This window comes from Streptomyces sp. CBMA29 (assembly GCF_014596445.1).
Lineage (GTDB): Bacteria > Actinomycetota > Actinomycetes > Streptomycetales > Streptomycetaceae > Actinacidiphila.
Window position 1 is genome coordinate 58,133 of sequence record NZ_MECL01000158.1, and the last position, 23,309, is coordinate 81,441.

The 23,309-nt window shown below is 71.9% G+C and carries 21 protein-coding genes; 16 read left to right on the top strand and 5 right to left on the bottom strand.

All coding sequences use genetic code 11. The annotated features are described in order from the left end of the window. Positions 1 to 311: 311 nt before the first annotated feature. The 7 genes from BGM09_RS21340 (at position 312) to BGM09_RS21370 (ending at position 8,907) form a co-directional block, all read left to right on the top strand. The gene (locus BGM09_RS21340) at positions 312 to 1,604 is read left to right on the top strand and encodes an ABC transporter substrate-binding protein (RefSeq protein ID WP_188283266.1); all 1,293 of its coding nucleotides are present in this window, start codon (positions 312 to 314) and stop codon (positions 1,602 to 1,604) included. A gap of 280 nt (positions 1,605 to 1,884) precedes the next feature. Further along, a complete protein-coding gene (locus tag BGM09_RS21345; RefSeq protein ID WP_223187371.1) occupies positions 1,885 to 2,718 on the top strand; it encodes a carbohydrate ABC transporter permease in 834 nt (277 codons plus the stop codon). After that, positions 2,718 to 3,587 carry a carbohydrate ABC transporter permease gene (locus BGM09_RS21350; protein ID WP_188283268.1) on the top strand — a complete coding sequence of 290 codons (870 nt, stop codon included), beginning with the start codon at positions 2,718 to 2,720 and terminating at the stop codon, positions 3,585 to 3,587. Before BGM09_RS21345 ends, BGM09_RS21350 begins: the two co-directional genes overlap by 1 nt. Further along, positions 3,584 to 4,237, top strand: coding sequence for a bifunctional 4-hydroxy-2-oxoglutarate aldolase/2-dehydro-3-deoxy-phosphogluconate aldolase (locus BGM09_RS21355; RefSeq protein ID WP_188283269.1), 654 nt, complete (start codon positions 3,584 to 3,586; stop codon positions 4,235 to 4,237). The genes BGM09_RS21350 and BGM09_RS21355 overlap by 4 nt, the downstream gene beginning before the upstream one ends. Continuing rightward, positions 4,234 to 5,232: a sugar kinase gene (locus tag BGM09_RS21360; protein WP_188283270.1), complete on the top strand. Its 999-nt coding sequence runs from the start codon at positions 4,234 to 4,236 to the stop codon at positions 5,230 to 5,232. The genes BGM09_RS21355 and BGM09_RS21360 overlap by 4 nt, the downstream gene beginning before the upstream one ends. An 87-nt stretch (positions 5,233 to 5,319) precedes the next feature. Further along, positions 5,320 to 6,465, top strand: coding sequence for a galactonate dehydratase (dgoD, locus tag BGM09_RS21365; RefSeq protein ID WP_188283301.1), 1,146 nt, complete (start codon positions 5,320 to 5,322; stop codon positions 6,463 to 6,465). Between the two features lie 48 nt (positions 6,466 to 6,513). Then, positions 6,514 to 8,907 carry a glycosyl hydrolase family 95 catalytic domain-containing protein gene (locus BGM09_RS21370; RefSeq protein WP_188283271.1) on the top strand — a complete coding sequence of 798 codons (2,394 nt, stop codon included), beginning with the start codon at positions 6,514 to 6,516 and terminating at the stop codon, positions 8,905 to 8,907. Between the two features lie 87 nt (positions 8,908 to 8,994). On the opposite strand, the gene BGM09_RS21375 is transcribed toward BGM09_RS21370, so the two are convergent. After that, entirely contained in the window at positions 8,995 to 9,165 is a 171-nt protein-coding gene (locus tag BGM09_RS21375; protein ID WP_188283272.1) for a hypothetical protein, read from the bottom strand. Positions 9,166 to 9,267: 102 nt separating this feature from the next. Between BGM09_RS21375 and BGM09_RS21380 the strand changes: the two genes are divergently transcribed. The 5 genes from BGM09_RS21380 (at position 9,268) to BGM09_RS21400 (ending at position 15,692) form a co-directional block, all read left to right on the top strand. Further along, positions 9,268 to 10,059: a VOC family protein gene (locus tag BGM09_RS21380; RefSeq protein WP_223187372.1), complete on the top strand. Its 792-nt coding sequence runs from the start codon at positions 9,268 to 9,270 to the stop codon at positions 10,057 to 10,059. 108 nt (positions 10,060 to 10,167) lie between these two features. Then, the gene (locus tag BGM09_RS21385) at positions 10,168 to 11,043 is read left to right on the top strand and encodes an Fpg/Nei family DNA glycosylase (RefSeq protein WP_188283273.1); all 876 of its coding nucleotides are present in this window, start codon (positions 10,168 to 10,170) and stop codon (positions 11,041 to 11,043) included. A 518-nt stretch (positions 11,044 to 11,561) separates the two neighbouring features. Next, on the top strand, positions 11,562 to 12,224 hold the full coding sequence (locus tag BGM09_RS21390) for a response regulator transcription factor (RefSeq protein ID WP_223187373.1): 663 nt from the start codon (positions 11,562 to 11,564) through the stop codon (positions 12,222 to 12,224). A 275-nt stretch (positions 12,225 to 12,499) separates the two neighbouring features. Then, positions 12,500 to 14,338: a hypothetical protein gene (locus tag BGM09_RS21395; protein ID WP_188283275.1), complete on the top strand. Its 1,839-nt coding sequence runs from the start codon at positions 12,500 to 12,502 to the stop codon at positions 14,336 to 14,338. A gap of 118 nt (positions 14,339 to 14,456) precedes the next feature. Continuing rightward, on the top strand, positions 14,457 to 15,692 hold the full coding sequence (locus tag BGM09_RS21400) for a serine hydrolase domain-containing protein (RefSeq protein WP_188283276.1): 1,236 nt from the start codon (positions 14,457 to 14,459) through the stop codon (positions 15,690 to 15,692). A 13-nt stretch (positions 15,693 to 15,705) separates the two neighbouring features. On the opposite strand, the gene BGM09_RS21405 is transcribed toward BGM09_RS21400, so the two are convergent. Beyond that, positions 15,706 to 17,688 (bottom strand): discoidin domain-containing protein, encoded by a 1,983-nt coding sequence (locus BGM09_RS21405; protein ID WP_188283277.1) that lies wholly within the window; start codon positions 17,686 to 17,688, stop codon positions 15,706 to 15,708. A 294-nt stretch (positions 17,689 to 17,982) separates the two neighbouring features. Here BGM09_RS21405 and BGM09_RS38950 point away from each other — a divergent pair, with 294 nt between their 5' ends. Continuing rightward, positions 17,983 to 19,155, top strand: a complete 1,173-nt coding sequence (locus BGM09_RS38950) for a serine hydrolase (protein WP_317452813.1) — start codon at positions 17,983 to 17,985, stop codon at positions 19,153 to 19,155. Positions 19,156 to 19,213: 58 nt separating this feature from the next. Here BGM09_RS38950 and BGM09_RS21415 read toward each other — a convergent pair whose 3' ends face one another. Continuing rightward, entirely contained in the window at positions 19,214 to 19,699 is a 486-nt protein-coding gene (locus BGM09_RS21415; RefSeq protein WP_188283278.1) for a DUF5990 family protein, read from the bottom strand. An 89-nt stretch (positions 19,700 to 19,788) separates the two neighbouring features. Between BGM09_RS21415 and BGM09_RS21420 the strand changes: the two genes are divergently transcribed. Both BGM09_RS21420 and BGM09_RS21425 read left to right on the top strand, forming a co-directional pair. Then, a complete protein-coding gene (locus tag BGM09_RS21420) occupies positions 19,789 to 19,992 on the top strand; it encodes a helix-turn-helix domain-containing protein (protein WP_188283279.1) in 204 nt (67 codons plus the stop codon). A gap of 8 nt (positions 19,993 to 20,000) precedes the next feature. Continuing rightward, entirely contained in the window at positions 20,001 to 20,471 is a 471-nt protein-coding gene (locus BGM09_RS21425) for a Clp protease N-terminal domain-containing protein (RefSeq protein ID WP_188283280.1), read from the top strand. A gap of 21 nt (positions 20,472 to 20,492) precedes the next feature. Here the strand turns inward: BGM09_RS21425 and BGM09_RS21430 are convergent, their stop codons facing one another. Together BGM09_RS21430 and BGM09_RS21435 are read right to left on the bottom strand one after the other, a co-directional pair. Beyond that, on the bottom strand, positions 20,493 to 21,278 hold the full coding sequence (locus tag BGM09_RS21430; RefSeq protein ID WP_188283281.1) for an ArsR/SmtB family transcription factor: 786 nt from the start codon (positions 21,276 to 21,278) through the stop codon (positions 20,493 to 20,495). Between the two features lie 195 nt (positions 21,279 to 21,473). Beyond that, a complete protein-coding gene (locus BGM09_RS21435; RefSeq protein WP_188283282.1) occupies positions 21,474 to 22,490 on the bottom strand; it encodes an NADPH:quinone reductase in 1,017 nt (338 codons plus the stop codon). Positions 22,491 to 22,753: 263 nt separating this feature from the next. Here BGM09_RS21435 and BGM09_RS21440 point away from each other — a divergent pair, with 263 nt between their 5' ends. Then, positions 22,754 to 23,227: a group II truncated hemoglobin gene (locus BGM09_RS21440; RefSeq protein WP_188283283.1), complete on the top strand. Its 474-nt coding sequence runs from the start codon at positions 22,754 to 22,756 to the stop codon at positions 23,225 to 23,227. Positions 23,228 to 23,309 lie beyond the last annotated feature (82 nt).

Sequence of the window (23,309 nt, forward strand, 5' to 3'; positions counted from 1 at the left end):
CGGCAGGGGACCACCGGGAGACGGGACCGACCCACGGAAGACACCTTCCGCTTACCCGGCCTTCAAGGTGCGTCGGCGAGCGTAGGTGTCGTGCTTGTTTCAGTCAACCGGTTTCCTCAAAATCCGTAACGTTCGCGTCACGGGGATTGACGTTGCCGAAAAACCTTGGTTAACGTCACCGCACACCAAAAGGAAACCGGTTGATCTCGTTACGAGGAGCCGGTTCGGTCCTGCCGGCGGCAGTCACCCCGGCCCCATCCGTTTCACCGTTCTCCCGGCCGCCGGTGGCGTCCGGTTTCCCAGGAGGAACCATGCGCAGCAGGAAGCTCGCCGTCATCGCGTGCGTGCCACTGGCCGCCGTTCTCGCTCTCAGCGGCTGTTCCGACGACAAGAGTGACAAGGGCAGCTCCAGCGGCGGGCAGGACTCCGGCGACAAGCAGGTCACTCTGAAGGTCGTCGGCTGGAAGGGCGGCCCCTCCGAGCCGGCCAACGTCAAGGAGATCAACGCGGCCTTCGAGAAGGCCCACCCCGACATCAAGATCGACTACACGTTCCAGCCGGGCGGCGACCCGTACACCCAGAAACTCAACGCGCAGTTGCTCGGCGGCAACGCCGCCGACGTGATCATGGCCGACACCCCCAACGCGGCGCGCTGGGCGAAGTCCGGCTATCTGTCCGACCTGTCCGACCAGCCGTGGGTGGCGGACATGGCGGCCCCGGTCAAGCCGCTGGTCACCGACAACAGCAAGGTCGTGGCGCTGCCCAGCGAGCTGACAGGTGTCGGCCTGTTCAGCAACATGAAGGTGCTCAAGGCCGCGGGCATCACCAAGCCGCCGGCCACCTGGCCGGAGCTGGTCGCCGACCTCGACGCCCTCAAAACGGCGCACCAGCCCGGGATCGCGCTGCCGGACAAGAGCGGCTGGACGGTCTTCACCGCGATCACCGCCAGCGCCGCCTCGCTGGTCTTCCAGGGCACTCCCGGCTGGAATCAGGATCTGGCGGCGGGCACGACGGGCTTCGCCGGTACCGACGGCTGGAAGACCGCCACCCAGCAGGTCGCCGACCTCGGCGCCAAGGGGCTGATCGACTACAAGGCTCAACTCGGCGTCGACGAGTGGTCGCAGGGCACCCAGGACTTCAAGGCGGGCAAGAGCGCCTTCCTGCTCCAGGGCTCCTGGGCCATGAGCGACCTGTCCAAGGGCATCACCGATCTGAAGTTCTCCACCTGGCCGGGCGGACCGGCCGGCGACCAGGGTTCCGCGACCACCGCCGTCGGCACCCTGTGGACCGTCAACGCCAAGACCTCCAAGCAGGCCGCGGCCAAGGAGTACCTGAAGTACTGGGCGACCTCCGCGGCCCTGACCCCGTATCTGACGGCCGAGGCGGCCTTCTCGCCGATGAAGACCACCCCTTCGCCCGCCATCCCCGACGCGGAGGACCTGGTGGCGGCCGTCACCGCCGGCCGCTACTACGTCCTGCCGGAGAGCACCTGGGCCGGCGGCACCTCGCAGAAGGACATGCAGAACGCCGTACAGGCACTGATCCTCGGCAAGAAGTCCGTCGCGCAGACGCTCGACGCCTTCGACTCCGCGGCCAAGGGCTGATCCGAACGCCGGGCCGCGACGGGATCCCTCCCCGCCACCGCCGCGGCCCGGCCCCCGCCTCCGCCTTGTCCGTCGTGTCCACGTCGCTCAGCCCGCCTGGAGAGAACGACCCGCGATGCCCAGAACGCGCCTGCCCCACCGGACCCCGTACGGTCCGAGCCCGCACAGCCCGAGCCCGAACGGTCCGAGCCCGAACGGTCCCAGCCCGCACCGCCGGACCCCGCCCAAGCGGACCCTGCTCAGCAGGACTCTGCACAACCGGAGTCTGCTGCCCTTCACCTTGCCTGCGATCGGACTCTACGCACTCCTGACCCTCTATCCGCTGGTCAGGGCCATCCCGCTCAGCCTCACCAACTCCACCGGCGGCCCGACCGCGAACAACGTGGGCCTGGCGAACTACCGCAAGCTCCTGCACAGCGGCGACATCCGTTCCGCCGTGATCCACACCCTCGTCTTCACTCTCGTCGTCGTGGTGGCACAGACCGCGCTCGGCCTGGCGATCGCCGCGAGCCTGCGCCGCTGGGGCACGTACGGAAAGACGCTCGCCGTCCTCCTGCTGACCCCCGCGCTGCTCTCGCCGGTCATGGCGTCCTTCATCTGGTCCGCGCTGTACAACAGCGACGGCCCGCTCAACGCGACGCTGGACGCCCTCGGCCTGAGCAGCCTCAAGCAGGTGTGGCTCGGCGACCCGTCGACGGCGCTGTACGCGATCGCCGTCGTCAACATCTGGATGTTCGCCGGATTCTCCGCCGCGATCTTCGCCGCCGGCTTCCGCAACATCCCCGTCGAGCTGACCGAGGCCGCGCGGATCGACGGCGCGAGCCGATGGCAGACCTTCCGCAGTATCGAGTGGCCGCTGCTGGCTCCCGCCCTCACCGTCACGGTGACGCTCAGCCTGACCGGCACCCTGCGCGTTCTGGAACTGCCGCTGGTGATGACCAAGGGCGGTCCGGTGAACTCCACCAACACCCTGGGCCTGGCCATCTACAACAACCTGTTCCAGAACGGGGCCATCGGCTACGGCACCGCGATCTCGGTCCTGCTGCTGGTCGTGGTCGTCGTGATCGCCACATCCGTCAACACCCTGCTCCGACGCCGTGAAGGGCGAATCTGATGACCGCTCCGACCATCTCGCGGCCCGGACGGCGCCCCGACCGCAGGCGGCTGACCGTCCGGCAGTACACGGTGCGGACCCTGGGCGGCGTCGCGACGCTGATCTTCGTCTCGCCCTTCCTCTACGCCATCAGTACCTCGCTGCGCCCGGCCCAGGACGTGGCCGAGCACGCGGTCGCCTTCCCCACCTCGATCACCTTCTCGAACTTCAGCCGCGTCTACTCCGAGATCAACTACGGGCGCAGCGTCTTCAACACGCTGCTCATCACCGCCGGCACCTGCGCGATCGTCGTGCTGCTCGGCTCCATGGCGGGCTATGCCCTGGGCCGCACCAGCCGGTCGTGGTCCACGTGGGTCTACCGGGGCTTCATGGCCGGTATGGCCGTCCCGCTCTTCGTCCTTGTCGCACCCCTCTACCTGCTGGTCCGGGACCTGGGCCTGCTCGGTTCGATCCCCGGCGTCATCCTGATCTACGCGGCGTCCAACCTGCCGATCGCGATCTTCTTCTACACCAGCTTCGTCCGTTCCATCCCCGGCGACCTGGACGAGGCGGCGCAGTTGGACGGCGCGAGTCGGCTGCGGACCTTCTTCTCGATCTTCTTCCCGCTTCTCGGTCCGGTGACCGCGACCCTGCTGCTGTTCATCACGCTCGCGGTGTGGAACGACCTGCTGGTGCCGCTGGTGTTCCTGCAGAACGCCGACCAGCGCACGATCATGGTCAACGCCTACGCCCTGCTCGATCCCAAGATCGCCCAGCCGACGGATCTGTTCCCGTCCGCGCTGATGGGCGTCGCGCCGCTGCTGCTGCTCTTCGTCTTCTTCCAGCGCCGCATGGTCGAGGGGATGAGCGGCGGGGCGGTGAAGGGATGAGCGGGGCGCGACAACTCCGGACCGCACTGGCCGCGTTCCCGGTAGTGGCGATCATGAGAGCACGCAGGGACACCTTCCTGCTCCGCGCCGCGGACGCCCTCGCCGAGGCGGGCATCACCGCGATCGAGGTGACGGCGACCACGCCGGGTGCCTACGCGGCAGCCGCTGCCATGCGGTCCCGGCTCGCCGCCGACGTCGCCGTCGGCATGGGAACGGTCACCGATCGCGCTCAGCTCGCCCCGGTTGTCGCGGCGGGTTGCGACTTCATCGTCAGCCCGCACACGGATCCGTCGCTGATCGCGGAAGCCGCGGCTCTCGGTCTGGGCACACTGCCGGGCGCGATGACGCCCACCGAGGTCATGACGGCGACCGGAGCAGGCGCCACCGCCGTCAAGCTCTTCCCGGCCGAGGGACTCGGACCCGGTTTCGTACGAGCGGTGCGGCAGCCGCTGCCCGATGTGGACCTGGTGCCCACGGGCGGGATCGGCATCGAGGACGTGCCGCGCTGGCTGGCAGCGGGAGCCCGCGCCGTCGGGCTCGGGTCCCCGCTGCTCGGGAACGCCCTGGCCGAGGGCGACCTGCACGGTCTGCGGACCCGCACCGCCCGGCTGAGGAACGTTCTCATCGCCGCCGACCGGGTGATCGCGTGACGGCGAAAGCGGACGACCACAGCGGCGGCGCGCGTGCGGAGTCCGGCGGGCTCGTCGCTCTGGGGGACGTCGTCGTGTCGCTGACCAGCGAGCTGCCGGGCCCGCTCGGCCGCGGCCAGCGCCTGGTGATGCGGGTCGCCGGTGCGGAGGCCAACACCGCGGTCGGAGTACGCCGGCTGGGCCTGCCCGTGTCGTGGGCGGGCGTGGTCTCCGGCGACGGCCTGGGCGACCTCATCATCCGCGAGCTGCGCGCCGAGGGCGTCACCGTACGGGCCCGCCGGTGCTCGGCGCCGACCGCCCTGCTGGTGCGCACCCAGCGGACCAGCGAGCACTCGACCGTCGACTACTACCGGACCGGCACAGCGGGCGCCACGCTGACGCCCGCCGACCTCGACCTCGACCTCATCCGCGGCGCGGCGATGCTTCACGTCACGGGTGTGACCCCGGCTCTGGGCCGTGGCCCCGCCGACGCCGTACGCATCGCCGTCGAGACGGCACGTCGGGCCGGCGTCGAGGTCAGTTGCGCCCTGAACCACCGCGGCAGGCTCTGGTCGCGGGAGGAAGCCCGCCCCGAGCTGCGGTGGCTGGTGGAGAGAAGCTCGATCGTCTTCGCCTCGATGGCGGAGGCCGAAATCGTCCTCGGGAGCCGCGACGGTTCCGGGGATGCCGCGGAGACGGCGGTGAAGCTCACGGCGCTGGGACCCGCCGAAGCCGTCGTCTCCGACGGTGGCGGTCCCGTCGGTGTGCACGCCGACGGGACCGCGAGCCTGCACCGGCCGCCGGCCCGCCAGGTCATAGACACCGTCGGCGCGGGGGACGCGCTCGCGGCCGGCTACCTCGCCGCCCGCATGCGCGGCCTGCCCGCGGCGGAGAGAATCCGGGTCGCGCTCGCGACAGCGCGCTTCGCCGTGACGACCGTCGGAGACTGGGACGGTCTGCCGACCTGGGACGAAATCGCCGCCGCCCGCGACACGACCGACGACACCATCCGCTGACGCCATCCGGCGGTGCCGCCCGCCGACACCGACCACCGGCACACCATCGCCGACACCGCCGACACCGACCGCCGACCTGGAGTGCACATGAAGATCACCGGCTGGGAAACCTTCCTGGTGGAGCCGCGCTGGCTGTTCCTGCGCGTCGACACCGACGCGGGTATCAGCGGCTGGGGCGAGCCGATCGTCGAAGGACGCGCGGAGGCCGTCAGTGCTGTCGTCGATACCTTCTTCGAATACCTCGTCGGCCGCGATCCCAGGAGGATCGAGCAGCACTGGCAGACCCTCACCAAATCCGGCTTCTACCGGGGTGGCCCGGTCTTCTCCAGCGCGGTGTCCGGCATCGACCAGGCGCTGTGGGACATCACGGGGCGAGCGCTGGGCGCTCCTGTCCACGAGCTCCTCGGCGGAGCCGTCCGCGAACGCGCCCGGATGTACACGTGGGTGCACGGCGACGACCCGGAGACGCTGGCGGCCGACGCCCGGGAGAAGACCGCACTCGGCTTCACCGCCGTCAAGGTCAACCTGACCGAGGCCGCCGCTCCGATCCCGTCCAAGGCCGACCTGGAGTCCTGGGCGCGGCGCATGCGGGTGCTCCGGGAGGCCGTGGGTGACACGGTGGACGTCGCGATCGACGTGCACGGCCGTTTCAGCACGGCGGGATCGGCCGCGATGCTGCCGCTGCTGGAGGCAGTACGGCCCTTCTTCGTCGAGGAGCCCGTGCTGCCCGAGCACTCGCGGAATCTCGCCCGACTGGCGGCGGCCACGCCCATCCCCCTCGCCACAGGCGAGCGTCTCTACTCCCGCCGGGAGTTCGACGAGGTCCTGCGGGCCGGTGTCGCCGTGGTGCAGCCCGACCTGTCGCACGCCGGCGGTATTTCCGAGGTGCGGCGGATCGCAGCCGCCGCCGAGACGTTCGACGCGTTGCTCGCCCCGCACTGCCCGCTGGGGCCGATCGCGCTGGCCGCCAGCCTCCAAGTCGACTTCGCCACCCCGAATTTCCTCATCCAGGAGCAGAGTCTCGGCATCGGCTACGGCGAGGGCGCCACCATGCTGGCGTATCTGCGCGATCCCTCGGTCTTCGACATGTCCGCCGGTCACATCGACCTGCTCACCGGGCCCGGCCTCGGCATCGAGATCGACGAGGACGCGGTGCGCGAGGCAGCCGCGACAGGCCACCGGTGGCGCCCGCCGATGTGGCAGCACACGGACGGCTCGTACGCCGAATGGTGAGCCCCGCACGTACCGCACGTACCCCCTTCGTCCATGGAGAGCGCACGCATGACGACAGACGAGCTGTGGTACCGGCAGCCCGCGCACACTCCGGCGCAGGCCCTGCCGCTGGGCAACGGCCGCAGCGGGGCGATGCTCTACGGCGGTACGGGCAGGGAGCGGGTCGATCTCAACGCCGACACGCTCTGGTCGGGGCTGCCTCACGGCACCGCGCCGCGCGCCGACCCGCCGTCCGCGCACCTGGCTCCGCTGCGCGAGGCGGTCCTTCGCGACCGCGACTACGACCTCGCCGACGATCTGTCGCAGCGAATGCAAGGTCCGTTCGGACAGGCTTACCAGCCGCTCGGAGTGCTCACCGTCGATACGGACGCCAGGGACGGCTGCCGGGACTACCGCAGGTCGCTGGATCTGGACCGCGCTGTGCACAGCGTGGTGTACCGCCGCGGTGACGAGGTCATGGTTCGCGAGAGCTTCCTGTCCGCGCCCGCTGGAGTCCTGGTGATGCGGCTCGCCGCGGAAGGGCCGGGCCGGGTGTCGTTCACCGCGCGGCTGGCGTCACCGCACCGGGGGGCCGCCGTCCGACCGGCCGGCGACGCCCCCTCGACGGTCGTCCTCACCGGCCGGGCCCCGGCGCACCTGGCCTTCGACGAGCCCGACCCGCTCACCTACCGCCCGGACGCGGGAACGGGCTTCGCCGCCGCTCTGCACGTGGAGGCCGTCGGCGGCTCCATGGAGGTCGCGGCCGACGGGGCGGTCACGGTGCACGGTGCACGGTCGGCGCTGCTGCGGGTCACGGTGGCCACCGGATATCGCGGTTGGGACACGCCGCCCGCCGGTCCCGACGAGGGCTGCGCCGAGGAGGCTCTCAAGGTCCTGTCGGCGGCGGTCGCGACCTCTTACGAAGCTCTTCACGCCGAGCATGTCGCCGACCACCGGGCTCTCTACCGCCGGGCCGCCCTGCGACTGGACGCCGCGCCACACGGTACGGCCGCGGCGGACGCGCCCACCGACGAACGGCTCGCCGCGGCGAGCGCCGGGGCCGAGGACCCGGGACTCGCCGCCCTGCTGTTCGCCTACGGACGCTATCTGCTGATCGCTTCCTCCCGGCCGGGCAGCCAGCCCGCCAACCTCCAGGGCGTCTGGAATCACGACACCACCCCGCCGTGGAACAGCAACTGGACGGTCAACATCAACCTCCAGATGAACTACTGGCCCGCCGAGGTCACCGCGCTGCCCGAATGCCACGAGCCGCTGCTCCGTCTGGTCGAGGAACTGGCGGTGCCGGGGGCCAGGACCGCGCGCGACTTCTACGGCTGCCGCGGCTGGACGGCCCACCACAACGTCGATCTGTGGCGGCTGACCGACCCGGTGTCGGGCTCGCCGTCCTGGGCGGCCTGGCCGCTGGGCGCCGCGTGGCTGTGCGCGCACCTGTGGCAGCGTTACGAATTCGGCGGCGACCGCGCCTTCCTGGCCAGGATCTACCCGGTGCTGCGCGGCGCCGCGCTGTTCCTGCTGGACTTCCTCGTCGAGGACGCCGACGGCAGCCTCGTCACCTGCCCCTCGACCTCGCCCGAACACCGCTTCCGCAGCGCCTCGGGCCGCCTGGTCGCGGTCGGTGCGTCGGCCACGTCGGACTACTGGCTGATCGGCGAGCTGTTCGACAACTGTGTTCGGGCGGCGCACGATCTCGGCGCCGACGACGACGTCACCATCCGGTTGCGCAACGCCCGTACGCGGTTGCGTCCCCCGGCGACCGGCGTGGACGGCCGGCTGCTCGAATGGTGGGAGGACGTCACGGAGGAGGATGCGGGTCACCGGCATTTCTCGCCGCTCTACGGTCTTTTCCCGGGGCGCGCCATCGACCCTCGGACCACCCCTGAGTTGGCGGCGGCCGCAGCCGCGGCCCTCGACCGCAGGCTGAAGGGCGGCAGCGGGAGCACCGGCTGGAGTGCGGCATGGGCCGCCGCGCTGGCGGCCCGGTTGGGCGACGCCGAGACGGCGCACCGCCTGGTGACGACCCTGCTCGCCGAGCACACCACCGCCAACCTGCTGGGCCGGTGTCCGCCGGAGACCGGTCAGATCGACGCCACTTTCGGCGCGACCGCCGCCATCGCCGAAATGCTGTTGCAGGACGGCCCCGGCGTGCTCGAACTGCTGCCCGCACTGCCCTCCGCATGGCCGCAGGGCGAGGTGCGGGGTCTGCGCGCGCGAGGCGGCATCGAGGTCGGCATCCGCTGGCAGAACGGCGCCCTGGCGGAAGCACTGATCACCTCGGACGTATCCCGCGGCATCGCCGTGCGACTCCCCCCGGGCACACCGCGGGTGGACGTCACCGACGCTGAACGCCCTGCCCTGCGCCTCGACGCCGCACAGACGGACGACCTCTTGTCCTTCGACGCCGACGGCGGCAGCGGTTACGTCATCCGGCCCTCCGCCGGGTGACCTCCGACGGCCCGTCCGGGGTGAGATGCCTCCCGCCCCGGACGGGCTCCCACAAACGCCCGGCCGGCAAGGCCGCTGTCCAGGGTCTTAGTCCGCGTCCGTCTCCGCTGCTTCGCTCGGCGTCGGCAGCTTCTTCTCCTCGACAACGTCGCTGTACGCGGCGAGTACCTCGTCCATCACCTCGTCCTCCAGGGTCTCCCTCTGGTAGAGCGTCTTGTCCTCGGCGGGGGTGGTGCCCGGCTCATCCGTCATGGCCATCGCATGTCCGCGACGACGCGGTTGATACCGGCCAAGGGCGGGCGAGGGGGTGTATACCATGTATACGATGGGGTGGGGCTTCTGGCCCATGGGTTCGAACCGATGACGGAAGGCAGGCACGTCAGCATGCTCACCACGGATTCCATTCTCGGATCGGCCACGTGGATCGACATCGCGGCGAAGGACACGGTGGCCGCGGCGGGGTTCTACGGGGCGGTGTTCGACTGGACGTTCCACCCGGCGGGGCCTGACGCGGGGAGCTACGGGACCTTGCGGAAGGACGGGAAGATCGTGGCGGCGCTGGGGCCGCTGGTGGACGAGGGGGCGACCCCGGCGTGGACGGTGTACTTCGAGACGCCGGACGTGGAGGCCACCGCGAAGGCGGTCGCGCAGGCCGGTGGGGCGGTGCGGGCCGAGCCGTTCGACGCGCAGGACGCGGCGCGGATGGCGGCCGTCACCGACCCGGGCGGGGCGGAATTCGCGCTCTTCCAGCCGAAGGCGCTGAAGGGTCTGGAGACCACGTCGGTGTACGGGTCGCTGGGGTGGGTCGAGCTCCAGACGGCGGACCCGGCCGCGGCGCTGGAGTTCTACCGCGGGTTGTTCGGCTGGCGGGGGGCGGACACGCAGTTGGGTGACGCGCCGTACACCTTCGTCTCGACCTCGGAGGGCGACCAGGGGAACACGGCCTTCGGCGGCGTCACGGCCGCGCAGGAGGGTGTGGGCCCGCGCTGGGTGCCGTACTTCGACGTGGCGGACGCGGACGACATCGTCACCCGCGTCCAGGGCGCGGGCGGGACGGTGCTGGTGCCGACCGTGGACGTGCCGGGCATCGGCCGGATCGCCTGGTTCGCCGACACCTCGGGCGCGACCTTCGCCGTACTCCAGCCCGCCTGATCCCGGCTGTCCCACCCTGCCCCGGGGCCGTACGCCCCGGGGCGGCGACGCGTCCGGGGCGGCGACGCGTCCGGGGCGGGTCGGGCGGCGGCAGGGCAGACTGGGGGTATGCCTGAACTGCCGGAGGTCGAGTCCCTGAGCGGGTTCCTGGCCGAGCGGCTGGTCGGCCGTACGGTCGCGCGGGTGTACCCGGTCGCCGTGCACGCGCTCAAGACGTACGACCCGCCGATCGGAGCGCTGGAGGGGCGGACCTTCGACGCCGTGGGGCGGCACGGGAAATTCCTCGACCTCACGGCCGGGGAGCTGCACCTGGTGATCCACCTGGCGCGGGCCGGGTGGGTGCGGTGGACGGAGAAGATGGCGGACGCGCCGCCGCGCCCCGGCAAGGGACCGCTGGCACTGCGCGTACGGCTCACTGGTACGACCGGCGGCGAGGGAACCGGCTTCGACGTCACCGAGGCCGGCACCCAGAAGGGCCTCGCCGTCTACCTCGTACGGGACCCGCTGGACGTACCGGGCGTCGCGCGCCTGGGCCCCGACCCCTTCGCCGCCGACTTCACCCTCGCGGCCTTCACCGAACTTCTTGCGGGCAAGCGCAGCCAGATCAAGGGCGTGCTGCGCGACCAGAGCGTGATCGCCGGGATCGGGAACGCGTACTCGGACGAGATCCTGCACGCGGCGCGCATGTCGCCGTACAAGCTGGCCGCCACGCTCACCGAGGACGAGGTGGTCACACTCTACGAGGCGGTCGGTACGACGCTGGCCGACGCCGTCGAGCGGTCGCGCGGCGCGGATCTGCGCGATCTGAAGTCGGAGAAGAAGAGCGGGCTGCGGGTGCACGGGCGCAAGGGCGAGCCCTGTCCCGTGTGCGGGGACACGATCCGCGAGGTGTCCTTCAGCAACTCGGCGATGCAGTACTGCCCGACGTGTCAGACGGGCGGCAAGCCGCTGGCGGACCGGCGGATGTCCCGGCTGCTCAAGTAGGCGCACGCGTAAGCTCGCGAAATCGCTCACGCGACTGGTCACGCGACTGCTCACGCAACCGCTCACGTGACCGCACAAGTGGCTGGTCAACGAGCCCCGCACGGGCCCGCGTCGAGGTGCCGTCCACTCACGTGCGGTACGCCCCGCTCCGGTTCGGCGGACGCCGGGGTTCCGAGTTGGTTGACCGGTGCCGTTAACCGTTGGTAGCGTAATGAGGCGAAAATGTGATCACCTGCTACCGGGCGTGGCCTCCTGCCATGCCGGGTGGATACCAGGGGAGTACCAGGTGTGATCGAACGCGATGGGGAACGCTCAGGCCCGTAAGCGCTCCCGCAGTCGCCCTCGTCGGCCTTTTCGGCCGGTCGGGGTGGCGTCGCGTTGTGGAAAGGCGCCCGCTCGGGGGCAGGCCGCCGATGTGGTTCTTACTCGGAAGAGACACGGGCGGACTTATGACTTCGGAAATTCTCCACCATTCGCGTCGCATGCCGTTTCCCGCGCGGCTCCGCGTGGTGTTGTTCATGGAGGACCAGATACTGCGCCTCGGGGTGCAGGCGATCATGTCGGGACTCGCGACCGGCGTGGAGACGTACTTCGCGGCGAACGAGTTCGACTTCATCGGCAAGGTGCGCGAACACGCCCCCGATGTGGCGGTGTTGACCGCGGCCAACCGGCGGCTGTGGACGGTCGTCGGGGATGCCGGGGGTGTCGGGGAGACCGGAAGTGCCGGGGGTGTCGGGGGCGAGAACCCTTCACCACGGCTGCTGTTGGTGATCGAGCAGCATCAGACGGGGGACCTGGCGGGGCTGCCCGCCGACGGATATCTGATCCGGCAGGACCTGTCGGCGGCCGGAATGGCCCGCGCCCTCGATCAGTTGGCGGCCGGGGAGATGGCGATTCCGGTGGAGCTGGGCCGCAGCCTCATCCAGCAGGCGGCGGCAGCGGCCCCGGTGAAACGGCGCGGTGCGCTGACGTCACGTGAGAACGAGACGCTGGTGCTGTTGGTGCGCGGCCTGAGCAACAAGCAGATCGGCAGGCGCCTGTTGATCTCCGAGCACGGCGCCAAACGGCTGGTGAGCAGCGTCCTGCTGAAGCTCGACGCCACGAACCGGACCAGCGCCGTCGTCAAGGCGATCAGGATGGGGCTGGTCGACGAGGCCACGCTGGCGGACACCGCGAACTGACGGGTGCACCGACCCGCGTGACGTACGCCCGTACGGACAGCGGCCGTACGGGCGCGGGCGGACAGCGGCCGTACGGGCGCGGGCGGCGCGGGCCGGGCCGTAGAAGCGAGTGACGGCGACCGTACGCGCTCACCCGGCCGGGCCCCAGGCCCCGGGCCCCAACGGCCCACGTCGCGCGCCCGCCGCGAACACCCGCGTAAATTCCGCTGAACATTCGGCGTACGAGGCGGCCATCCGCGCCTTACCGCGCGGGCACGCGGCTAGTGTCAGCGGCCGTGACCTCCGTTCCCGACATCGACGACGGCGCCGGGACCTCCGCGCGACCGGCCCCCGGAACCGACCGGGCGCCGGGCCGGGACGCCCGCCCGGAAGCGGTCCCGGCACCCCGCGGCCCCGACGAAGGCGACCGCGATCGCAACCGCAACAGCGACCGCACGACCGCCCCGTACCCCCTCCCCGTCCGCCTCGCCGCGGCCCTCCTCGGCCTCGCCGCCGTCGCCGCCATGTGCTGGAGCGGGCTCAACCACGACGTGCGGTACGTCCTCGGCGGCATGCGGGCGAGCGGGCGCGGCGGGATTCCGGCGTCCGGCACCTTCGTGCACCGGCCGCTCGCGTACCGCTGGCCGCTGTCGTGGCTCGACCACCTCACCGCCGGTCCTGTCGCCGTGCGCGAGGCGTCGATACGGTTGCTGGTGATCGTCGTCGCGGCGGCCGTCGTGTGGTGGCTGCGCCAGGGCCTCGCCCGCCATCTGCCGCGCCGCGAGGCGAACGCGGTGGCGGGAGCCGTGGGGCTCGCGCTGCTCTTCGCGCCCGCCTGGGACTTCCTCCAGCCGGAGTGGGTGGCCGTGCTGTGCGCGGTGGGCGGTCTCGCCGCCGCGCTGGCGCCGCGCCGCACCTGGGTGGCCGTCGGCCTCGGCGGCGTGCTGGTCGCGCTCGCGGTGCTGGTGAAGTACACGACCGCGCCCACGGCGCTGCTGCCGCTGGGCGCGCTCCTCGTCCTGGACCGGAGGCGCGGCTGGCTGACCACGGCGGCAGCCGCCGTCGCCGCCCCCGCGGGCTTCGCGCTGGCGATCCTCGTGCAGCCGCGCGAGTGGCGCTGGTTCAACGAACTGTCGGCGCTGAACCCCAACACCCCTTTGCAGAACGGCCTGCACTCCGCCGACGTGCACGCGCTGGTCACCACGGTCGGCACCGAGGCGCTGATGAACCCGGTGGTGGCGCTGCTGCCCGCCGCCGTGGTGCTGCTCGCGCGCGGCAGCGCGTCCCGCGCCGCCCGCTGGGCGTGGCCGCTGCTGACGGCGGCCGGGGTCGCGGGCGTACTGGCCGCGCTGGTGGTGCAGGGGCAGTGGTTCCAGTACCACCTGGCCGCGCTTCCGGTGCTGGCCGCCGCCTTGTGCGGTCTCGCCGTCGCCCGCCGCCCCGACCTGCCGCTGCTCGCCGGGGCCCTGCTGCTCGGCGTCGCCGTCCCGCTGATCGCCGGGCAGTCCTGGAACTGGCGGCACGCGCACGAGACGGCCGCGTACACGCTGGTCTCGGCGGTCGTCGTAGCGACGCTGCTCACGGCCTCCCTGCGAGGACGCGTACAGACGCGCGTACGGCTACGGGCACCGCTCCCCCGCGCCCTGCTCCGCTACGTCCCCGCCCTCGCCCTGCTCCTCGCGCTGGCGATCCCGGTGTGGCCGACGACGCCGTACTCGTACGACACCCGGCACTCGACCTTCACCTCGCTCGAACGCGCGGACACCCGGCACGAGTTGACCCAGTGGCTGACCGGCGTCCGGCACCGTATCGGCGCGGACACCCCCGTCACGTACCTGGCGTTCGGCGACATCGGCTATCTGCTCGGCAACCCGACGCACTGCCGCTACCCGACGCCCGACTTCCTCCAACGCACGCGCTACGACCGGTCGATCACCAGTCAGGTCAGCTACCGCGAGAATCTGCGCTGCCTGAGCGACCCGACCTCGCGCTACGCGGTGCTCGACACGTCCTGGTTCCCGCTGGGCAAGATCGCGCCCGCGACGGCCGCCGCCGTCCGCGCCCGCTTTGACTGCGAGCGGCCGCTCGCCACCCTGCCCGCCTACCACTTGGTGATCTGCCCGCGCCGCGGCTGACCGGGGGTTGTCCCCACCCGGCGTTCGGGTGACAGCTCCATCGATCATGGTGCGCGACGCGGGTTGGATGGACGGAGTCCGCACGGGGCGGGCCTGAGTCGTCCAACGGGGAGCCGTCATGAAGGTGTCGTTGTCGGGGAAGCGCACGATCGTGGCGGCGTGGTCGGTGGCACTGGCCGCGTCCGCGCTGGCGGCGGTGCCCGCGCACGGCACGGGCGGCCAACACCACTACGGGCAGGGGGACTTGCGGAGCGACCTCGCCGCGGTGCGGGCCGCGGGAGACGGCCAGGTCAATGTCGTGGCGCGGGTCGACACCCCGGACGGGCCGCTTCGGGCGCGGTTCGGCACGGCGGGACGCGGCTCCAAGGAACCCGTCCCGTGGGAGCCGGAGTTCCGCGCGGCGAGCACCACCAAGACCTTCACGGCGGTCGTGGTGCTCCAACTGGCCGCCGAGGGCGAGCTGTCGCTGGACGACACCGTCGAGCACTGGCTGCCCGGCGTGGTGCGCGGCCACGGCAACGACGGCTCGCGGATCACGGTGCGGGACCTGCTGCGACAGACCAGCGGGCTCTACGACTACGTGGCCGACCCGTCCGTCCAGGACCGGCTCTTCCAGCACTTCGACGAGAACCGCTACGACGTGACTGCGGCCCCGCAGCTCGTCGCCATCGCGATGAGCCACCCGCCGCTGTTCACACCGGGACCGGCGGGCACCGCCCGGCAGTGGGCGTACTCCAACACCAACTACCTGCTGGCCGGGATGATCGCGGAGAAGGCGAACGACACGGCGGAGCGGAAGGCGGGCGGATCGGGCGCCACCTGGCGGGAGTTGGTCGAGCACCGCGTCATCGCGAAGCTGGGGCTCCGGCACACGTACATCCCCGGCGACAATCCGTTCCTGGTCGGGCCGCACGAGCGGGTGACCGTGGACACTCCCGACGGCGGGGTGCTCGACGCGACCGAGCTGAGCTTCCAGCACACGGCGGACTCCGGGGTGGTGAGCACGCCGGGCGACCTCAACACCTTCTTCCGGGCGCTCGCGACCGGCGAGTTGCTGCCCGCCGAGCAGTGGCGGGAGATGCGCGAGACGGTGCCGTACGACGACCTGCCGGTGCCGCCGTCCGGCAGGCAGGGCGGTTACGGCCTCGGCCTGCGGGTGGTCCCGCTGACCTGCGGCGGCGTCTCCTACCTGCACGAGGGCGACGGTTTCGGCGTGTACACCCGGCCCGCCGTGAGCGCCGACGGCCGCCGCGCGGTGACGGTGTCGGTGACCACCACCACCGCGCTGATCGACCAGGACAAGGTCAATCGCGCGGTGGAGGCGCTCACCGACCACGCGCTGTGCGGGCGCTAGATGTGTCCGGCCGTCAGGCGCTGTAGACCTCGAATTCGGAGAGCTGCCCGGCGGGCCAGCCGGTGTTGGCGGTGAAGTTCAGCCGTACGTAACGGGCGGTGACGGCCGTGGGCAGATTGACCGTCACCGCGTTCCCCGAGGCCGGGTTGAACGTGTAGTTCTGCGCGGGGATCTGGGTGGTCAGCGGGACGCTGGGGCCCGCCTGAACGGAGATGGTCTGGGTACGGGTGCCCCAGGCGCTGGGCGGCGGCAGCTTCAGCACCAGCCGCTTGACGGTGGTGGTGAGGCCGAGGTCGACCTGGATCCACTGCGGGAAGGCGTTGTTGTTGCTCTCCCAGTACGAGTTGGGGTCGCCGTCGACCACGTTGCCCGAGCCGTAGACCTGGGTGTGGCTGCTCTCCGAAGTGGCCTTGCCCAGGGCGAGGTTGGTCCCCGGCGGCACGGTCGTCGCGTCGGTGGTGACGCTGACCTGGTTGGACGCGGGGGACACGTTGCTTGCCGCGTCGAGGGCCTGGACGGTGAAGGTGTAGGCGGTGGACGGGCTGAGCCCGGTGACCGTGGCGGTCGTGGCGTTGCCCGGCGCGCTGCCCGCCTGGGTGCTGGTGGAGCCGGTGACCCGCATGATCCGGTAGCCGGTCACGCCGACGTTGTCGGTCGAGGCGGTCCAGGCCAGCGCGGCGGTGGTGTCGGTGTGCCCGGTGACGTGCAGCGTGCCGGGCGCGGTCGGCGGTACGGTGTCGCCGCCGCCGGAGACCAGCGGCTGGGTGGGGCGGGTCGCGGTGAGGGCGATCTGGCCCTTGAGCATCTTGCCGCCGTCGCCGGTCAGGCGCAGGTAGTAGTCCGAGGAGCAGGCCGTGCCGTCCTCGTCCAGTGCCAGGAAGCCGGAGTTGGTGGGCGTCCACGCCTGGGACTCGGCGGTCTTGGCGATCTGGTTGCCCTCGTTGTACTCGTCGAACATCGAGATGTAGATGCCCTGCACCCCGGCGCGGCAGACGTTGTAGAACTGCCGCCACATGAAGTCGCCGTGCGCGCGCTGCCGTCCGGAGACGTCACCGGGCAGGACGCACGGCTGGTAGTCGATGCCGTGCGCCGCGCAGTCGGCCTCGTCGCCGACGGTGTAGGTGTTGTAGGCGTTGTCGGAGTCGCCCGCGTTGCCGATCGCGCCGACCATCCACGGCGAGATCATGTTGAAGGCGTGGTAGACGTCCGAGTAGCCGGTGCGGGTGCCCGCGCCGCCGGTGCGCCACTCGCGCGGCACCCCGCCGATGACGTAACAGCCCTGCCCCTTGAACCAGTTGATGACGTCGATGCAGGCGTCGGTGCTGAACGGGTGGTTGTTGTCGTTGAAGCCGAAGCCCCAGATGCAGACGACCGGCTTGCCGTTCTGCGTCGCGTACGCCGAGGAGGCCGTGTGGGCCTTCATCTTGTTGGTCCAGTCCGTCTTGATCTCGGACTGCATGTTCGTCCAGCCGGTGACGTCGTACATGACGTAGAACTTCCGGCTGTGCGACTCCGCCGCGCTGCGCACTTTGCCGGCCATCGCGTCGCGCGTCGGGCCTTCCCCGCCGGTGGGGTTGAAGCGCTGGAGCGCCGCGGTGTCGATGCCGTACTGCTGCATCCACTGGAAGTGGGTGTCGACGGTCTGCTGGTCGTAGGACGAGAAGAGCGTCGCGGGCTGGCCGTTGCCGAGGGCGGCGTATCCCGTCTGGTAGGTGTGGGTGTACTCGCGCATGTCCGGCCAGCTACTGATGCCGGTGTTGGACGGTGACGGGGTCTGGCCCCAGTTCTGCGTCCAGTGCCACCAGCCGTTGATCGGGGCGCCGTCGCCGATGCAGGCGAACCAGCCCTGATAGCCGACCGTGACCTTTCCGACCACGTCTCCCGGCCCGCTGGCCGCTGCCGCGCTGCCCGCGGCGGCGGTCTCCGCGACACCTAGGGTTCCTGCCGCAGTGGCCGCGATGGCGGCTTGCAGGAAGACCCGGCGTGTGACACCCATCTGGACTCCTCCGATCGGCTGTCAACTCCCGCCGCCCGCGCGGCCGTCGGGCGCTCGGGTGAGTGCTCGGGCGAGTGCTCTGCGGCAGGGGCCGGAAGTCTGGTGCGGGGGATCGTAACGACAGGGTTACGTGAGCGCAATAGATCGCGCCGCAGGCGAAATAATTGACAGAGATGACGCAAGAACCGTTCTGTCGTGGTTTTCGGTGGTGCCGCGCGGGATGGGCGCAAAGGTTCACCAGATTGGAACCGGGATCTCAGCGGAATCCAAGAAACGATTCATACGGTCATCCGCATGGATGACGAACAGACGTCCGGCGGAGCTGGGGGTGAGGCCGGAAGCCGGGCCGGGGACACAGCCAGGGACGCAGGCGGGGACACAGCCTGGGACGACGCCGGGAGCGAGGCGGGGAGCGGGGCCGCCGCGCACTGGTGGACCCGGCGGCCCCTCGTCGTGTCCACCACGACACTCGCGGTGATCGCGGTGCTGACGCTGGCCACCGTCGTCCAGTCGCCGTCCGCGCGGGCCGGGGCGGACGGGAAGGCGACCAGCGGCGCGACGGGCGGCACGTCCCCCTCCCCCACCCCCACCACCGCGAAGCCCTTCACCCCGGCGCAGGCGCCGTCGACCACCACGCCGCCGACCACCACGCCGTCGACCACCGCACCGGCGTCCCCCTCGGCCACTCCCCCGCAGAAGACGACGGCCACGCCCGCGCGGGACGCCCAGGCCGAGCTGCGCGCGGCGATCAAGGCCCTGTCCGACACCGGCTCCGGGCACTTCTCGGTCGCCGTGACCGAACTGGGCGGGGACAGCGACGACGCCGGCGGTACGGTCGCCACGTACGACAGCGGCGGCACGAAGACGTACGACACCGCGAGCATCGTCAAGGTCGACATCCTGGCGGCGCTGCTGCTCCGGCATCAGCGCGCGGGCACCCAACTGACCTCCGCGCAGCGCGACTTGGCCACCGACATGATCGAGCAGAGCGACAACGACGCGGCGCTCGCACTGTGGGAGGCCATCGGCAGCGGCCCGGGGCTGGCGTCCGCCAACGCCTCGCTCGGCCTGAGCCACACCACCCCCGGCAGCGGCGAATTGTGGGGCCTGACCCAGACCACCGCCGCCGACCAGATCACCCTGCTGCGCGCGGTCTACGGCGACGGCGACGACTCCCCGCTCAGCACCGCCTCGCGCGACTACGTCTCGGACCTGATGCACGCGGTCACCGCCGACCAGCGGTGGGGCGTGTCGGCGGCCGACTCCGACGGCGGGGACTACGCGCTCAAGAACGGCTGGCTGCCGCGGAGCGCCACCGGCCTGTGGGACGTCAACAGCATCGGGAAGGTCGACCACGACGGCCATACGCTGCTGGTCGCGGTGCTGTCAGGCGGCCATGTGTCGGAGCAGGACGGGATCGCGCTGGTGGAACGGGTCGCGCAGGCGGCGGCGAAGGCCGTGACGTAAGAAGGCGACGTAAGAACGTCACGTGGAAAAGCCGCCCATGGTGTCCATGACCCGGCGCTCAGTCCGCCGACCAGGCGATGACCGGCGGTACGACGCGGGCGCACAGCGGGTGCCCCTTGGGGTCGGTGAGGCCGAGGCGCCCGGTGAGCCGCCCGGACCGTACGGCGGCGGCGAGCACGTCCGGCTCGACGGCTGCGAGCAGCAGTTTGGCGCGGCGGAACATCGTGAAGGTTCCGTCCGCGCCGACCCCGCCCCAGGAGAGATAGACGAAGCGCCCGCCCGGCCCGCCCTGCACGTACGGGCCGGTCAGCTCGGTGCCGCCCGCGACCGTACGCGCGACGCACTCCAGCGTCCACCCGGCGCGGTCCGCGTCACCGGGGGTCGGGTCGAGCAGCTCCCCCGGTTTCGCTCGCCGTTGAACGGCGACGTGGATGTTCGTGTATCCGGGGAAGCCGGGGGCCGCGGCGCACGCGCGGCCGGGAAGGCCGGTGCCTTCGATGCGGAGCGTGACGGGCGTGGAGGTGCCGGGCGTCGCTGGGGCCATGCGGCCATTCTGGCACCGCGCGCATCCGGCCGGACGGATGTGTCAGTTTGGATTGACGCGATACCGGGCGTCAGTCTAGCCTGACGTCCATGGATACCAACAGTGTCTCCGCGGCCGTGAACTCGGACGACCCCGCGGTCGGCCTGCGGGCCGTCGGCGCGCTGCACCGGCTCGCCGAACAGGTCGAGGCCGCGCATGTGGCGTTGGCCCGCCGGCAGGGCTGGTCGTGGGAGCAGATCGGCGACGCCCTCGGGGTGTCGCGTCAGTCGGTGCACGCGAAGTACGGAAAGTGAGGCGCCCGATGCCGGAGAACACCGCTCACGCCCGGTTCAAGCTCGTCCTGGAGCAGGCGGGCGAGGAGGCCGCCCGGCGCGGCGACCGCCGGATCGGCACCGATCACCTGCTGCTCGCGCTGCTCCGCGACGAGGCCGCCCAGCCCGCCCGCGCTCTCGGCGTCACCCTCGCCGAGGGCCACGCCGCCCTCGAAGCCCTCGACCGGGCCGCCCTCGGCTCGCTCGGCATCCACCTCGACATCCCCCTCGCCCCGCCGCCGGTCCGCGGCCGACGGCGCATCACCCTCAATTCAGCCGCCCGCGCGACCGTCGTCGCCGCCAAGCACGAGGCCGAGCGCGAGCGGCGCGGACGCCGTATCGAGCCCCGCCATCTCCTGCTCGCGCTCCTGCCCGCCCCGCACCCCGACCCCGCCGCGACGCTGCTCAGCGCCCTGGACCTCGACGCGGCCACCGTCCGCGAACGCCTGGCGGGCTGCTGAGCCCACCGCCACCTGGCGGTCCTACGCGTCCGCCAGCGCCAGGTCGTGCGGCTCGATGCCCAGGACCCGGTGGAATTCGCGCTCGCCGAGCGCCGTGACCTTCACCGCGCGGCCGGTGCCAATACGGGCGGCCCAGGCGCGGGTGAGGACGAGGCGGCAGAGTTCGGCGCCCGCCGTGCCGCCCAGGTGGGGGCGCCGCTCGGTCCAGTCGAGGCAGGGGCGGGCCAGCGGGCGGCGGGACGAGGGCGGCCCGGACAGATCCGCGCCGAGGTCGGTGAACCAGGCCACACCGTCGTCGGTGAGGGCGAAGCCGGTGTCCTGCCGGAGCAGGCCGTTGCCGGTCAGCGCGTCGGTGAGGGCCACGCCCAGCCGTCCGGCGAGGTGGTCGTAACACGTACGGCCACGCGCCATCGCCCGGCCCACGCTGTGCGCCCGCAGCCCGGCGCCGGTGGTCCGGGGTACGGCGACGGCCACCCGTTCCGCCATGTCCTCGACGAATCGGGCCGCTTCGGGGCCGGCCAGACGTACGTAACGGTGCCGCCCCTGGTGTTCGCGTGCCAGCAGTCCGCCGTCGACCAGGCGGGTCAGGTGCTCGCTCATGGTGGACGGCGCGACCCCGCAGTGCCGGGCCAGTTCGCCGCTGGTCCAGGCGCGCTTGTCCAGCAGCGCCAGGCAGACCGCGGCCCTGGTCTCGTCGGCCAGGAGCGCGGCGAGGGCCGCGAGCCGGGGGACGGCGGGGTCGACGAGCGCGGGCGTACGGGGGCCGCCGGTCCTCGGCGCCCCCGGAGCCCTGGTGCGGGTGGTCATGCACCCATCCTCGCCCCGTGACGTTTCGGCGGCCACCGAAAGGTCGGGGGCACGAGGACGCGGGCGCCGAGGCGGTACGGGTACGGCCGCAGATACGCGGTCGGCCGTCGACGGGACCCGTCCTCCGGCCCCGGGCCCGGACCCGCGCGACGAACGGCGGACCCGGGCCGGTTGAACCTAAGGGCTGTCGAGGCGTCAGCCGGTGTGCGCAGCCACGTCGATGAGGACCTTGCCGATGACGCTGTCCTCAACTGCCGTGTGGGCTTGGGCGGTCTCGGCGAGCGGGAAGCGGTGGAAGGGCAGCCCGGCGTCGGGGCCGGCGTGGAGGGCGTCGTCGGCGACGGCGGCGGTGACCGCCGCGACGGCGTGGGCCTTGGCGGCGGGCGGGACGGTGTAGACCAGGACGCCCTGCCAGCGGAGGTTGAGCGCCATGGAGGGGCGGACCGGCACGGCGGCCGAAGCGTCGTCGTCGGCGTAGAAGGCGATGACGGCGTCGGGGGCGGCGACGGCCCGGTCGAGGGCGGCGTTGGCGGCCGGGGCGACCTCGACCACGATGTTGACGCCGTCCGGGGCGATCCGGCGGATCTCGGCGGCGGCGTCCTGGGCGCGGTAGTCCACCACGTGATGGGCTCCGGCGGCCCGCGCGAGGTCGCCCTTGGCGGGTCCGCTGACCGTGCTGAGGACGGTGGCCCCGGCCCAGCGGGCGAGCTGGATCGCGGCGTTGCCGACAGCGCCCGCGCCGCCCGCGACCAGGACCGTACGTCCGTCGAGGGCGCCGGGGGCGAGCCGCTCGGGGCCGCCGTCTGCGACGGTGAGGGCGCGGTGCGCGGTGAGGGCGGGGATGCCGAGGCTCGCGCCGAGGTCGAAGGAGGCGTGGTCGGGCAGGGCGACGGCCTGGTCCGCGGGCAGCGCCACGTACTCCTGCGCGGTGCCGTCCGCGCGGCCGTAGGCGGCCTCCCAGATCCAGACCCGCTCGCCGATCCGCGCCTCGGGCACGCCGGAGCCGACCGCGTCGATGACACCGGAGCCGTCCTGGTTCGGCACCTGTGCCGTGGCGGGGGCGGTGTTGCGCCGCGACTTCCAGTCCGTCGGGTTGACGCCGGAGACGTGGACGCGCACCCGTACCTCGCCGGGCCCCGGCTCCGGGACCGAGCGCTCGGTGAGCGTGAGGACGTCGGGGCCGCCGTTGCTGGTGTAAGTGATCGCCTTCATGCCGCGTACAAGTGACGTGCCCGCCCGTTTCTTCCCCGTGTCTTCGCCGTGGCCGGAATCCACTGCTCCATTTGATCCGCCCGCCGCGTAAATCCCGGTGCCCGCCGCCCGGCCGGGTGATCCTTGGCCGCAAAGCACCGGCCGGGCCGACTCTGGCCGCGACCACTGGCCCGGCTGCTCCTGGCCGCGGGCTACGAGGCGGTCGGGACATCCCTGGCCGGCACATCCCTGGCCACGACCACCGGCACGACCTGGAGCGCCCCATGACCACTCCGGATTCCCCCGTCGACCGCACCGGCGCCTTCTACGAGGCAGTCGGCGGAAGCGACGCGCTGCGCCGCCTCATCGACAGCTTCTACGAGCAGGTCCTCGCCGACCCGCTCCTCGCCCCGGTCTTCGTGCACTTCACCCAGGCCCATATCGACCATGTCGTCGTCTGGCTCACCGAGGTCTTCGGCGGCCCCGCTGAGTACACCGCCCGCCTCGGCGGCCATCAGGCCCTGCTCTCCCAGCACCTGGACCTGCGGATCACCGAGGAACAGCGGGCGCGCTGGGTGGAGTTGATGCTCGCGACCGCCGCGAAGGAGTTGCCCGCCGACGCGTTGCTGCGGCAGCGCTTCGCCGAGTACATCGAGTGGGGCACGCGGATCGCCATGTCGGTCTCCCACCAGGAGAGTTCCGATCTCGGCGACCCCGGTCCCGTACCGCACTGGGGCTGGGACGGGCTGGCGCGGTAGCCCGCGCATTCCGTCAGGGCGTTCTCCCGGCGCGTCCCGGTCACCCGACCGACCGTCCGTTCCCCGTACGTCTCTCCATCCC